Annotated in this window: 11 protein-coding genes; 4 read left to right on the forward strand and 7 right to left on the reverse strand. The window is 73.5% G+C overall.

The annotated features are described in order from the left end of the window. The first annotated feature begins 28 nt into the window (after positions 1-28). From ACPYO6_RS06380 to ACPYO6_RS06395, 4 genes are all read left to right on the forward strand, one after another. Positions 29-1,159, forward strand: coding sequence for a bifunctional 2-methylcitrate synthase/citrate synthase (locus ACPYO6_RS06380; RefSeq protein ID WP_425714063.1), 1,131 nt, complete (start codon positions 29-31; stop codon positions 1,157-1,159). Between the two features lie 292 nt (positions 1,160-1,451). Further along, complete coding sequence (locus tag ACPYO6_RS06385) at positions 1,452-3,002, forward strand: xylulokinase (protein ID WP_425714064.1); 1,551 nt, start codon at positions 1,452-1,454, stop codon at positions 3,000-3,002. Between the two features lie 211 nt (positions 3,003-3,213). After that, a complete protein-coding gene (locus ACPYO6_RS06390; protein WP_425714065.1) occupies positions 3,214-4,251 on the forward strand; it encodes a zinc-dependent alcohol dehydrogenase in 1,038 nt (345 codons plus the stop codon). 62 nt (positions 4,252-4,313) lie between these two features. Continuing rightward, positions 4,314-4,967 (forward strand): class II aldolase/adducin family protein, encoded by a 654-nt coding sequence (locus tag ACPYO6_RS06395; protein WP_425714066.1) that lies wholly within the window; start codon positions 4,314-4,316, stop codon positions 4,965-4,967. A gap of 92 nt (positions 4,968-5,059) precedes the next feature. Here ACPYO6_RS06395 and ACPYO6_RS06400 read toward each other — a convergent pair whose 3' ends face one another. From ACPYO6_RS06400 to ACPYO6_RS06430, 7 genes are all read right to left on the reverse strand, one after another. Beyond that, the gene (locus ACPYO6_RS06400; protein WP_425714067.1) at positions 5,060-5,806 is read right to left on the reverse strand and encodes a prepilin peptidase; all 747 of its coding nucleotides are present in this window, start codon (positions 5,804-5,806) and stop codon (positions 5,060-5,062) included. A 148-nt stretch (positions 5,807-5,954) separates the two neighbouring features. Beyond that, the gene (locus ACPYO6_RS06405) at positions 5,955-6,893 is read right to left on the reverse strand and encodes a shikimate dehydrogenase (RefSeq protein ID WP_425714068.1); all 939 of its coding nucleotides are present in this window, start codon (positions 6,891-6,893) and stop codon (positions 5,955-5,957) included. Further along, positions 6,890-8,056 (reverse strand): endolytic transglycosylase MltG, encoded by a 1,167-nt coding sequence (gene mltG, locus ACPYO6_RS06410; protein WP_425714069.1) that lies wholly within the window; start codon positions 8,054-8,056, stop codon positions 6,890-6,892. The genes ACPYO6_RS06405 and mltG overlap by 4 nt, the downstream gene beginning before the upstream one ends. Further along, complete coding sequence (gene ruvX / locus ACPYO6_RS06415; protein WP_425714070.1) at positions 8,053-8,649, reverse strand: Holliday junction resolvase RuvX; 597 nt, start codon at positions 8,647-8,649, stop codon at positions 8,053-8,055. Before ruvX ends, mltG begins: the two co-directional genes overlap by 4 nt. After that, complete coding sequence (gene alaS, locus ACPYO6_RS06420; RefSeq protein ID WP_425714071.1) at positions 8,646-11,327, reverse strand: alanine--tRNA ligase; 2,682 nt, start codon at positions 11,325-11,327, stop codon at positions 8,646-8,648. Before alaS ends, ruvX begins: the two co-directional genes overlap by 4 nt. A gap of 178 nt (positions 11,328-11,505) precedes the next feature. After that, the gene (gene rpsD, locus ACPYO6_RS06425) at positions 11,506-12,129 is read right to left on the reverse strand and encodes a 30S ribosomal protein S4 (protein WP_425714072.1); all 624 of its coding nucleotides are present in this window, start codon (positions 12,127-12,129) and stop codon (positions 11,506-11,508) included. 139 nt (positions 12,130-12,268) lie between these two features. Next, a complete protein-coding gene (locus tag ACPYO6_RS06430) occupies positions 12,269-13,630 on the reverse strand; it encodes a replication-associated recombination protein A (RefSeq protein ID WP_425714073.1) in 1,362 nt (453 codons plus the stop codon). Positions 13,631-13,641 lie beyond the last annotated feature (11 nt).

Raw genomic sequence — 13,641 nt, forward strand, 5'->3', positions numbered from 1 at the left:
TCCATCCCTCGACCGGCAGGAGCACCCCATGACGCAGCAGCACGGCACCGCCGAGCCCGAGATCCGCAAGGGCCTGGTCGGCGTGGTCGCCGACACCACGGCGATCTCGAAGGTCAACCCCGAGACGAACTCGCTGCTCTACCGGGGCTACCCGGTCCAGGAGCTCGCCGCGAGCTGCTCGTTCGAGGAGGTCGCCTACCTCCTGTGGCAGGGCGAGCTCCCGACGGCCGCCGAGACGGACGCCTTCGTCGGCACCGAGCGCAGCCACCGCAGGCTCGACCCGGCGCTGCGCGCCGTCGTCGACGCCCTGCCGACGAGCGCGCACCCGATGGACGTCGTCCGCACCGCCGTCTCGGTGCTCGGCGCGCAGGACCCGCTCTCGGAGGACTCCTCCCCCGCCGCCGAGCTGGAGAAGTCCGTCCGTCTGCTCGCCCAGCTGCCCGTCGTCGTCGCCTACGACCAGCGGCGCCGGTGGGGCAAGGACGCGGTCGAGCCCCGCGACGACCTCGACCACTCCGCCAACTTCCTGTGGATGACGTTCGGCGAGGAGGCCGACCCCGTCGTCGTCGACGCCTTCCGTCGCTCGATGGTCCTCTACGCCGAGCACTCGTTCAACGCCTCGACCTTCACCGCGAGGGTGGTCACCTCGACCCTGGCCGACCTGCACTCCGCCGTGACCGCGGCGATCGGCGCACTCAAGGGGCCGCTGCACGGGGGCGCGAACGAGGCCGTCATGCACGTGTTCGAGGAGATCGGGTCGGCCGAGAACGCCGCCGGCTGGCTCGAGGGCGCGCTCGCCGAGAAGCGGAAGATCATGGGCTTCGGCCACCGCGTGTACAAGAGCGGCGACTCCCGGGTCCCGACGATGAAGGCCGCCCTCGACACCCTGGTCGAGCACTACGTCCGGCCCGACCTGCTCGCGCTGTACGACGCGCTCGAGGAGGCCATGACGGGGACGAAGAACATCCTCCCCAACCTCGACTACCCCTCCGGCCCGGCCTACCACCTCATGGGCTTCGACACGGAGATGTTCACGCCCCTGTTCGTCGCCGCCCGGGTGACGGGCTGGACAGCCCACGTGATGGAGCAGCGGGCGAGCAACGCACTCATCCGGCCGCTGTCCGCGTACGCCGGTCCGGACGAGCGGCACCTCCGGTAGGGCCCCGGGGCCCCGGGGCCCCGGGGCCCCGGCCCATCAGATCGGGTCAGGTCGGGTCGGGGGCGAGGTCGAGTCCGTCCCGCCCAGGGCCCGGCAGTCGGTCGCGCTGACCATCGGCGACCGGACGTGCATGACGACGACGCAGCGACGAACGATCGTGCGTGTCACCAGGTCTGCTGGTGCTTCCAACACGGAACGTGGTGAGATCGGGGCGGAGCCCGCGCCGGGACTGCGGCTCCCGTCGTCGGCCGAGGCCGGTCGCGACGCCGATCAGCGCCGATTCGAGGTTCCCATGCCCCCGTCAGCACCGCTCGTCATCGCGGTCGACTCGTCGACCACGTCCAGCAAGGCGATCATCGTCGACCCCGACGGCAAGGTCCTTGCCCTCGGCAAGCGCGAGATCCAGCTGCGCAGCCCGCGCTCGGGCTTCGCCGAGCACGACCCCAACGCCTGGTGGAACTCCACCAACGACGCCGTCGCCGCCGCGGTCTCGCAGCTGAAGAACGCGGACAAGGAGCGCATCGTCGCCATGGGCGTCACGCACCAGCGCGAGACGTTCGCCCCCTTCAGCGAGGACGGCACGCCGCAGCGCGACGGCATCCTGTGGATGGACATCCGGGCCTCGGACCAGATCCTGCGCCACGGCACCAAGGACATCTGGGAGCTGTCCGGCAAGCCGCCGGACGTCACCCCCGCGATCTACAAGATGGCCTGGGTCAAGGAGAACGAGCCCGGCGTCCTCGAGAACGCCGACCGCGTCGTCAACGTCCACGCCTTCCTCGTCAAGAAGCTCATCGGCGAGTGGAAGGACTCGGTCGCCTGCGCCGACTCGCTCGGCCTGTTCGACATCGCCAGGCAGAGCTACGACGCCTCGCTCCTGGAGATCGCCGGCGTCCGCGAGGACCAGATGGTCGAGCTCCACAAGCCCGGCGAGGTGCTCGGGAACATCCAGGAGTCGGTGCTCGACGGCTGGGGCCTGTCCCAGGACGTCCAGCTCGTGGCGGGCCTCGGCGACGGGCAGGGCGCCGGCATCGGCGCGGCCTCCGTCGACGAGCAGACGCTGTACATGAACCTCGGCACGGCCGTCGTCGCGGGCGTGCTGTCCGAGGAGTACGCGTTCGGGCCCATCTACCGCACCCTGGCCGGCGGCGTCGCCGACACCTACGTGCTCGAGATCCTCCAGTCCTCGGGCGCCTTCCTGCCGACCTGGTACCGCACGGCCTTCTGGAACCCCGAGCTGCGCGGCCGCCCCGACCCCGAGCTCGAGCGCATGGCCGCCGAGCGCGCGCCCGGCTCCGGCGGCCTCATCACGATGCCGTACTGGAACGCCGTCCAGAGCCCGCACTGGGACCCGATCGCCCGCGGCGGCGTCGTCGGCTGGCGCGGCTCCCACGGCCGCGGCTCGATGTACCGCTCCATCCTCGAGGCCATCGGCCTCGAGATGGCCCGCTCGGTCGCCGGGCTCGAGAAGGCCACCGGCACCGAGATCACGACCGTGCGCGCGATGGGCGGCGGCGTCCGCTCGCCCCTGTGGCGGCAGATCATGGCCGACACGAGCGGCAAGCCGATCACCGCCTGCCTCGAGGACGAGATCTCCGCCCTCGGCGCCGGCGTGCTCGCCATGGCCTCCACCGGCGTGCACGGCGACACCTCCGTGCGCACCGCGGCCCAGGCGATGGCCCGGTTCGGCGACGTCACCGAGCCGAACGAGGAGAACCACGAGATCTACGCCGAGCTCGGCGCGATCCAGGGTGAGCTCTACGAGGCGCTCAAGCCGACGACGGACAAGCTCCAGGCGTTCGCCACGAAGTACCCGGACGCCGAGGTGACCGACATCGAGTAGGACCCCGCCGGCCGGGGACGGACCGCCACGGTCCGTCCCCGGCCGACCCCGCTCGTCGGGCACCGCGCCAACCGCCCGCACGGCGCCCCACGACCCTCGGCGCACCGACCGACGACCTCCGACACGACTCGCGCCACGCCGACCCACGCCACCAGCCCAGCACCCGCGCCCCGACTCCCGCCGGGGCCGACCACCGAGGAAGGACCAGCCCATGCGCGCCTACATGTTCCACGGACCCGGCGACCTGAGGCTCGAGGAGATCGAGCCCGAGCGTCCCGGTCCCGGCGAGATCGCCGTCGAGATCAAGGCGGCCGCCACGTGCGGCACCGACCTCAAGTCCTACCGCCGCGGGCACCCGACCCTCTTCCCCACGCTCCCGGCCCGGTTCGGCCACGAGTTCGCGGGCGTCGTCACCGAGGTGGGCGACGGCGTGAGCGACTTCGAGGTCGGCCAGCGGGTCGTCGCGGCGAACACCGCCCCCTGCGGCAGCTGCTGGGCCTGCACGATCGGCCGCGAGTCGCTGTGCGAGAACCTCCAGTACCTCAACGGCGCGTTCGCCGAGCAGATCGTCGTGCCGAGGGCGATCGTCGAGCGCAACACCTACGTCATCCCCGACTCGCTCGCGTTCGAGGCCGCCGCCCCGCTCGAGCCCCTCTCGACGGTCGTCCACGGCATGCACGAGTCCGGCATCGCGCTCGGCGACACGGTCGTCATCAACGGCGCCGGGCCGATCGGCCAGATGTTCCTCACGCTCGCCCAGCTGCGCGGTGCGACCGTCGTCGTCGCCGACCGCTCGGCCGGACGCCTCGAGCAGGCGCGCGCCGCCGGGGCCGCGCACGTCGTCGACCTCACCGGGCTCGAGACGCCCGAGGAGTGCGCGGCCGCCGTGCGCCCCTTCACCCCGGGCGGGCGCGGCGCCGACGTCGCCATCGAGGCCGTCGGCCTGCCGAACGTGTGGGAGCAGACCGTGCTCGGGCTCCGGCCCGGCGGCACCGCCGTCCTGTTCGGCGGGACCCCGAAGAACGCGCCGTTCTCGGTCAACAGCTCGGACATGCACTACAAGGAGTACACGCTCAAGGGCGTCTACCACCACCAGCCGCGGTTCGTGCAGATCGCGGTCGACCTCCTGGCGACGGGCCGGTTCGACGGCATGAGCCTGTGCACCGAGGTCCGCCCGCTCGAGGCGCTCGTGGACTCCCTCGAGGACATGGCCGCCGGGCGCGGGTCGAAGTACATCCTCCAGCCCTGAGCGCGCCCGCTCCCCCACCGAGAGACCCGATCACGCACGACGACAGAGAGGACGAGCACGGAATGCTGCTCGAGAAGGAGCGCGCCGAGGTGGTGCGCGTGTGCCAGGAGATGCAACGCCAGGGACTCGTGGTCGGCACGGCCGGCAACGTCTCGGTCCGGGTCGGCGACCAGGTGGCGATCTCGCCGTCCGGCATGGCCTACGAGGACGTCGAGCCCGGTGACGTCGGCATCCACGACCTCACGGGTGCGCCGATCGACGCGCGCTGGGCTCCGTCGAGCGAGCTCCCCCTCCACCTCGCCGTGTACGCGGCCACGGACGCCGGGGCGATCACGCACAACCACGCGCCGGCGTCGACCGCGCTGAGCGTCGTGGTCGACGAGGTGCCGGCCACGCACTACTACTCGTCGATGTTCGGCGGTCCGCTGCGCGTGGCGCCGTACGCGACCTTCGGGTCCGACGCGCTCGCGGAGAACGTGGCGGCGGCCCTCGAGGGCCGGTCCGGGGCGCTCATGGCCAACCACGGCGCGCTGACGATCGGACCGAACCTGGCGAAGGCGTTCAGCCTGCTGCCGTACCTCGAGTACGTGTGCGAGGTCCAGCTGCGTGCGATGGCCGCCGCCGGTGCCGACTCGCCCCGCATCAAGGTGCTCAGCCGCGAGCTCCTCGACGAGGCCGGGTCCGGCCTGTCCGGGTACGGGCAGACGAAGGACTGACGCAGGATCACCGCCCGACGACGAACGACGTTCCGTGACCGCGCGGGACGTCGTTCGTCGTCGGGGCCGTGCGACCGAGGCCGACCCGAGCGTCAGGCCGGTGCGAGCGTGAGGGCACCCGCCAGATCGAGCCACGTGGCCACGGCCGCGCCGACGAGGAGCGCCGGACCGAGGGGCACGTGGGAGCGGAGCGTCGCCCGTCGCGCCACGACCGCGACGATCGAGACGAGGCCCCCGACGACGATCCCCAGCACGGGACCGACCGTGGCCGCCGGGACCGAGAGGAACCCGAGCCACGCGCCGGTGAGCAGGAGCAGCTTGACGTCGCCGAGCCCCACCCCGCCGGGCGTGACGAGCGCGACCGCGTAGAGGACGCCCGCCGGCACGAGGGCGCCGGCGGCGGCGCGCAGCAGGGCGCCGGGCTCGCCGGCGAGGAGGGCGGCCGCCACGAGGAGCGGGAGCGCGACGGCCCCGCCACCGATGAGGAGCTTGTCCGGCAGCCGGTGCGTGCGGTGGTCGGTGACGGCGAGGAGGACCCCCACGCCTGCGAGCCACCCGCCGGCGAGGGCCCACCCGGCGCGTGCGATGCCCGCTGACACGGTCCCGGCGTCGTCGTGCCCCGTGCCCGAGCTGCCTTCCGGACCGCCGCCGAACGGGCCCGTCCCGGGACCCGCGGTGAGCAGGGCGGAGACGACGGCGAGGGCGACGATCGCCGCGACGACGACGGACACCGGCCCGACGGCGCCGAACGCGGTGGCGCGCGGGCGCGGACGGGGGTGCGGGGTCGTCGTGTCGTCGGTACGTCCCGCGTCGCCCGCGGTGCGTCCTGCCTCGTCCATCCCGCCCCCTGTCACCTCTGTCGACCCTGTCGTGCCGGTTCGCCGACGGCCGGACGACGGGAGCCGCACCCGGTCGTCCCGACCGACATCGTCCCCCGGCCACGGTGACCGAGGTCGACCCCAGGCGGGGTGCGCCGGGGCCTGGTTGTCAGACCGCGGGCGGCAGGACCGGCGGGGAGTCCGGGATCGCGACCCCCGTCGCACGCACCGCCAGCTGGTCGAGCAACGCCGACCGCATGACGGCGACGTCCGGCTGTCGCCCGGTCCACAGTCTGACCTGGTCGACGGCCTGGTGCAGGAGCATTCCCCAGCCCTCGGCGACGCGGCCGCCGGCGGCGGCCCAGGCGGCGGCGAGCGGGGTGGGCGTCGGGTCGTAGACGACGTCGAGGAGGACGGCGTCGGGACGAAGGTCGGGGACGAGCTCGGCGACCGGGTCGGCGACCCCTCGGGGCAGCGTCGACACGACGACGGCGGCGCCCGCGAGCGCGCGTCGGACCCCGTCCTCGTCGGTGAGCCGGACGTGCTGGGCCGCGAGCCCGGCACGGTGCGCCACCGGCAGCGCCGAGCCCGGGCCGCCGACGTTGCGGGCGAGCAGGGTGAGCTCGCGGGCCCCGATGCTGCCCAGGGCGGCCACCGCCGAGGACGCCGTGGCGCGGGCGCCGAGGATGACGACCGGGCCGTCCACCCGGGTGACCCCGGCGTCGGCCAGCGCCCCGGTGATCCCCGCGACGTCGGTGTTCGCGCCGACGATCAGGCCACCGGGCTGGACCACGAGGGTGTTGACGACGCCGAGGAGGCTCGCGACCGAGTCCTTGACGTCGACCGCCGCGGCGGCCGCGAGCTTGAGCGGCATCGTCACCGAGAGCCCGGCCCAGGTCTCGTCGAGCCCGCCCATGACCGCGGGCAGCTGGTCGACCGTGACGTCCTGGACCCCGTAGGCCCAGTCGGTCAGCCCGAGGCTCCGGTACGCGGCCCGGTGGAGCGTGGGCGAGAGCGAGTGCGCCACCGGGGACCCGACGACCGCGGCCCGGTGCCGCACGCCGGCCGCGTGCACGTCCTGGCCGACGAGGACCTCCCCCGCGGTCACGACGACGGGTTCTCTGCCTGCCACTCGCGCAGCAGCTGGACGTTCTCGTTCTGCTCCTCGAGCGTCTCGGCGAACAGGGTCTCCCCCGTGTCGAGGTTGATCGTGACGAAGTAGAGCCAGTCGCCCGGGGCAGGGTTGAGGACGGCGTCGATCGCCGTCTCGCCCGGCGAGCCGATCGGGGTCGGCGGCAGACCCGGGTGGACGTAGGTGTTGTACCGGTTGTCCGGGTTCTCCGTCTCGTCCCTCGTGGGGATGCCGCCCGAGCGGCCGAGCCCGTAGAGCACGGTGGAGTCCATCCCGAGCATCCCGTGGGTCTCGGTCGTGTCGTCGAGCCGGTTCTGGATGACCGTGGCCACCTGCGGCATGTACTCGTCGATGTTGACCTCGCGCTCGACGATCGACGCCCGCGTGAGCACGGACTGCCACTCGTCCTCCGGTACGCCGAGCTCCTCGAGCCGGGCGACCTGGTAGGAGACCATCTCGGCGAGGACGTCCTCCGCGGTCGCGTCCGGCTCGAACGCGTAGGTCGCGGGGCCGAACCAGCCCTCGACCTCGCCCTCGGCGACCTCGGGCAGGCCGATCGCGGCCGGGTCCTCGAGAGCGGACGCGACCTCCTCGACCTCGACCTCGAGGTTGGCGGCGATGCGCTCCATCACCTGGGTGCGCGTGAACCCCTCGGGGATCGTCATGGTGATCTCGTTGCGGCTGGCCGGGTCGAGCAGCGCGGCCACGGCGTCCTCCGCGCGCATCTCCTCCATCAGCGTGTAGGTGCCGGGCTGGATGCCGGCCGCCGTCGGGTCGTTCGCGTAGGCGTCGGTGAACGCCCGCTCGGATGCCACGACGCCGGCCTCGACGAGCGTGCTGGCGATCTCGGATCCGGAGGCGCCGATCGGGATCGTCACGTCGGTCTCGCCGCTCCCGGGCCCCGGGTAGTCCTCGGCGCTGGTGTCGGGGCGGAAGCCGAGCGTCTCGCGCACCTGGGGAAGGGCGAACCACGCGACGGCGGCGAGCAGGCCCAGCGTGAGGACGACGACGATCCCGGTCCGGGTGCGGCGGTTCCGGCGTCGCCGCCGGGCCTCCTCCTGGGCGCGGACCGCGCGCCGCGAGGTGCGGGGCTCCTCGGGCTCCGGGGCGTCGGCCACCTCGTCGAACAGGTCGCTCATGCGGGGGTCTCCTTGGGCGCTCGGGGGGTGACCGGGCGCCCGGGGGGACGACCGGTCGCGCGCTCGACGTCGAGTGCGGACTCGAGGATGAGCACCGCCGCGACCTGGTCGACGACCTCGCGGTGGCGCCGCCCGGGGCGGCCGCTCGCGTGCATCGCGCGGTGCGCCGAGGTGCTGGTCAGGCGCTCGTCGACGAGGCGGACCGCCACGCCGTCGGTCGCGGCGCCGGTCGATGACGTGGTAGCGGTCGGCGTTCCGTCCGCGGTACCGGTTCCGGTTGCGGTTGCGGTTCCGGTTCCGGTTCCGGTTCCGGTTCCGGCCACGATGATCCCGGCGAGCGTGGCGGCGTAGTCGGTCGCCGCGCGCGCCGAGGCACGGACCTTGCCGTCGAGGCTGCGCGGCAGGCCGACGACGACCTCGATGGCGCCGGTCTCGGCCACGAGGCGCGCGATCTCGCGCTGGTCGGCGCCGCCGGCGTCCCGGGCGAGCGTCGCCACGGGGCTGGCGAGCACGCCGTCGGGGTCGCACCGGGAGACGCCGACGCGGACGGTGCCCACGTCGACGCCGATCCGGACGCCGCGGCGCAGGGTCATGCGCCCGCCACGGCCGTGCGGACCGCCGCGAGCGCGGCCGGGACCGCCGAGGCGTCCGTCCCGCCGCCCTGTGCGACGTCGTCCTTGCCTCCGCCACCGCCGCCGAGCTCGCCGGACGCGGTCCGGACGAGCTGCCCGGCACGGGCGCCGGCCTCGCGCGCGGCCGCGTTGGTGGCGACGACGACGAGGGGCCGGTCGTTCGCGGTGCCGACGAGCGCGACGACGAGCGGGCGCGACTCGCCGGCCCGGCCGCGGACGTCGAGGGCGAGCGTGCGCAGGTCGTCGGCGCCGGAGACGGCACCGAGGTCCGCGGAGACGAGGGTGACGCCCCCGAGATCCTCGCCCGCGTCGAGCAGGTCGCCGCCCCGGCGCAGGAGCTCGGCCTGCTGCAGGCTCGCCAGCTGCTTCTCGGCGCCCTTGAGCTTCGTCATGAGCGAGCCGATGCGGTCGACGAGCTCGTCCGGGCGGGACCCGACGAGCTGGCCGAGCTGGGAGACGATCGCCTTCTCGCGTGCCTGGTTCTGGTAGGCGCCGGCGCCGACGAGTGCGTCGACGCGACGCACGCCCGAGCCGATCGACGACTCCCCCAGCACGGTGACGAGGCCGAGGTTGCCGGTGCGATCCACGTGGGTGCCGGCGCACAGCTCCTTCGACCAGTCGCCGCCGATCGAGACCACGCGGACGCGGTCCCCGTACTTCTCGCCGAACAGGGCGATCGCTCCCGCGGCGCGGGCGTCGTCGAGGCTCATCGTCTCGTCGGTGACGTCGAGGTCCTCGGTGAGGCGCTCGTTGACGCGGCCCTCGATGTCCCCGAGGACACCGGCGTCGACCGCCGCACCGTGGCGGAAGTCGAACCGCACGCGTGAGGGCGAGTTCTCGGACCCGGCCTGGGTCGCCTGCTCACCGAGGTGCTCGTGCAGCGACTTGTGGATCATGTGGGTCGCCGTGTGGGCGCGGGCGATGTGGCGGCGCCGCTCGGTGTCGATCGCCGCGTGCACGCCCTCGTCGAGGGTCACGGTGCCCTCGGTGAGCGTGCCGCGGTGGACGGACAGGCCCTTGACGGGCTGCTGGACGTCAGCGACGTCGATCACCCCGCCGCCGACGAGGCGGATCTCGCCCTGGTCGGCGAGCTGGCCGCCCTGCTCCGCCCAGAAGGGGGTGCGGTCGAGGACGAGCTCGACGTCGGCGGGGGCGTTCGCCGTCGGGGCCGGGATCCCGTCGACGAGCAGGCCGACGACCCGGCCCTCCGCCTCGGCGTCGTGGTACCCGAGGAAGTCCACCGGACCGCCGAGGCGGCTGAGGATCTCGTTGTAGACGCTCGTGTCGACGTGGCCCGACTTCTTCGCCATCGCGTCGGCGCGCGCGCGCTGGCGCTGCTCGCCCATGAGCGTGCGGAAGCCCTCCTCGTCGACGGACACGCCCTGCTCGGCGGCCATCTCGAGGGTGAGGTCGATGGGGAACCCGTACGTGTCGTGCAGCGCGAAGGCGTCGGCCCCGGACAGGCGGGCGGCGGTCGGGCCGCCCTGCTCCTTGGCCTTCGTCACCGCGGTGTCGAGGATCGTCGTCCCCGCGGTCAGGGTGCGCAGGAACGCGTCCTCCTCGCCGTAGGCGATGTCGGAGATCCGCGCGAAGTCCGTCCCCAGCTCGGGGTACGTCTCCGCCATCGCGTCGCGGGAGACGGGGAGGAGCTCGGGCAGCACGGCCTCCTCGACGCCCAGCAGGCGCACCGAGCGCACGGCACGGCGGATGAGGCGGCGCAGGACGTAGCCGCGGCCGTCGTTGCCCGGGCGGACGCCGTCGCCGATGAGCATGAGGGAGGAGCGGACGTGGTCGGCGACGAGACGCAGCCGCACGTCGTCCTCGGCGTCGGCGCCGTAGCGTCGTCCCGTCAGCTCCTCGGTGCGAGCGATGACCGGGTGGACCTGGTCGGTCTCGTAGATGTTGTCCTTGCCCTGGAGCAGGTAGGCCATGCGCTCGAGGCCGGCGCCGGTGTCGATCGACTTGCTCTCGAGCTCGCCGAGCAGCGGGTAGTCCTTGCCCTGGCCGGGCCCCCGGAGGAACTGGTCGAAGACGAGGTTCCAGATCTCGAGGTAGCGGTCGCCGCCGGGGTCGACCGTGCCGCCCTCGGCCTCGGGCCCGAACTCCGGGCCCCTGTCGTAGTGCCACTCGCCGCACGGGCCCGCGGGGCCGGGCTGGCCCGTGTCCCAGAAGTTCTCCTCGCGCGGAAGACGCACGATGTGGGCGGGGTCGAGGCCGATCTCGCGGACGAGGTGGTCGTAGGACTCGGAGTCCTCGTCCCACAGCGTGATCCACATGCGGTCGCCGTCGAGGCCGAGGCCGCGCTCGGCGTCGGTGATGAACTCCCACGACAGGTCGATCGCGCCCTGCTTGAAGTAGTCGCCGAAGCTGAAGTTGCCGCACATCTGGAAGAACGTGCCGTGCCGCGTGGTGCGGCCGACGTTCTCGATGTCGTTGGTGCGGATGCACTTCTGCACCGAGGCCATGCGCGGGTGGGGTGCCTTCTCCGTGCCGATGATGTACGGGATGAAGGGCACCATCCCGGCGATCGTGAACAGCAGCGAGGGGTCGGGCGACACGAGCGACGCCGACGGGACGACCTCGTGGCCGTGCCGGGCGAAGTGCTCGTTCCACCGGCGGTGGATCTCGGCGGTACGCATCTGGCCTCCGGAGTGGGGGGTGTGGGTCCGTCGGGGGCGATGGGGCCCGGACGGACTCGGGGCAGGGTATCGCGACGAGACGCGAACGTTACCTATCGGCGTTCCGGCTGATCCTGCGGCCGGCTGAGACACCGGCGCCCCGGTCACGAGGGTGACCGGGGCGCACGGTGGGGGTGGATCAGCGCGAGTAGTACTCGACGACGAGCTGCACGTCGCAGGTCACGGGGACCTCGGGACGGGCCGGGCGCCGCGTGAGCTCGGCGCGCAGCTTCTCGAGCTGGACGTCGAGGTACGGCGGGAGCTCCGGGAGGACGTCGCGGTGCCCGCCGGCGGCGGCGACCTGGAACGGCGTCGTCGTCTGCGAGCGCGGCTTGACCTGGATGACCGAGCCGGGCTGCACGCGGAACGAGGGGCGGTCGACGATCTTGCCGTCGACGAGGATGTGGCGGTGGACGACCGCCTGGCGGGCCTGCGCGGTGGTGCGGGCGAAGCCCGAGCGCAGCACGAGGGCGTCGAGACGCATCTCGAGCAGCTCGACGAGCGACTCACCGGTCATGCCCGGCTCGCGGCGCGCCTCCTCGAAGACGCGGGCCATCTGGGCCTCGCGGATACCGTACTGGGCGCGCAGGCGCTGCTTCTCCTTCAGACGGACGGAGTAGTCCGAGTCCTGGCGGCGACGGGCGCGGCCGTGCTCACCGGGGCCGTAGGGGCGCTTGTCGAAGTACTTCTGCGCCTTGGGGGTCAGGGCGATGCCGAGTGCGCGGGAGAGGCGCACCTGACGGCGGGTACGGCTGGGGGCCATGCGTGTTCCTTACTCGTGTCACGACCGATCGGCGCTGCGCCGTCGGCGTGGGGTCGACTCTGGCCGGCTGCGAGCCGGCGGTGGCCAGGACCCCGGGAGCGCCTGCGCCGAAGGGGCGCAGGACAACCAGGGCAGGATATCAGCGGTCCCCGCGCTGGATCGAGCGCACGGCAGCCAGGCGGGCTGTGATCTCCCGCTCGTGGCCGTGGGTCGTCGGCCGGTAGTAGGTGGTGCCCGCCAGATCGTCGGGCAGGTAGTCCTGCCGGAGCACGCCGCGCGGGTCGTCGTGCGGGTACCGGTAGCCGGCGCCGTGACCGAGCGCCTCGGCCCCGGCGTAGTGGGCGTCGCGCAGGTGCTGCGGCACCTGGCCGGAGCGGCCCTTGCGCACGTCGGCCAGCGCCTCGTCGATGCCGACGATCGCGGCGTTGGACTTCGGCGCCGAGGCGATGTGGATGACCGCCTGCGCGAGCGGGATCCGCGCCTCGGGCATCCCGATGAGCTGGACGGCCTGCGCCGCCGCCACGGCCGTGGGCAGCGCGGTCGGGTCCGCCATCCCGACGTCCTCGGAGGCGTGCACGATGAGGCGACGCGCGATGAACCGGGCGTCCTCCCCCGCCGCGATCATCCGGGCGAGGTAGTGCAGCGCGGCGTCGACGTCGGACCCGCGCATCGACTTGATGAACGCGGAGATGACGTCGTAGTGCTGGTCGCCGTCGCGGTCGTAGACCACGGCCGCCACGTCGACGGCGGCCTCGACGTGGGCGGTGGTGATCTGCTCGTCCCCCGCGTCCTCCGCGGCGGCGGCCGCGGCCTCGAGGACCGTGAGGGCCTTGCGGGCGTCCGGCCCGGCGAGTCGCACGAGCACGGCTGCCGCGTCGTCGTCGAGGGTGAGGGAGCCGTCGAGCCCGCGCTCGTCGGCGAGGGCTCGACGCACGACCTCGGCGACGTCGTCGGGCCCCAGCGGGTGCAGGGTGAGCAGGAGGGAGCGCGACAGGAGCGGGGCCTGGACGGAGAAGCTCGGGTTCTCCGTGGTGGCGGCGACGAGCGTGATCCACCGGTTCTCCACCGCCGGGAGCAGTGCGTCCTGCTGGGTGGAGGTGAAGCGGTGCACCTCGTCGACGAACAGGACGGTCTCGCGGCCCGAGGTCACGAGGTCGCGGCGGGCGGACTCGACGACGGCGCGCACGTCCTTGACGCCGGCCGTGACGGCGGACAGCTCGACGAACCGTCGGCCGGACGCGCGGGCGACGAGGTAGGCGATCGTCGTCTTCCCGGTGCCGGGCGGGCCCCAGAGCACGACCGACGCCGGGGACGTGCGTCGCGCGCCGGCGGCGTCGGCGGGCTCGAGCAGGCGGCGCAGGGGCTGCCCGGGGGCCAGGAGGTGCTCCTGCCCGAGGACCTCGTCCGCGCTCGCGGGTCGCATCCGCACGGCGAGCGGGGCGCCGGCCGACGCGGCGGGCGTGCCGTCGTCGGAGGTCGAGGCGGAGGTGAACAGGTCCACCGCCCCAGCCT

It is taken from the genome of Georgenia sp. Z1344, assembly GCF_049856295.1.
Lineage (GTDB): Bacteria > Actinomycetota > Actinomycetes > Actinomycetales > Actinomycetaceae > JB111.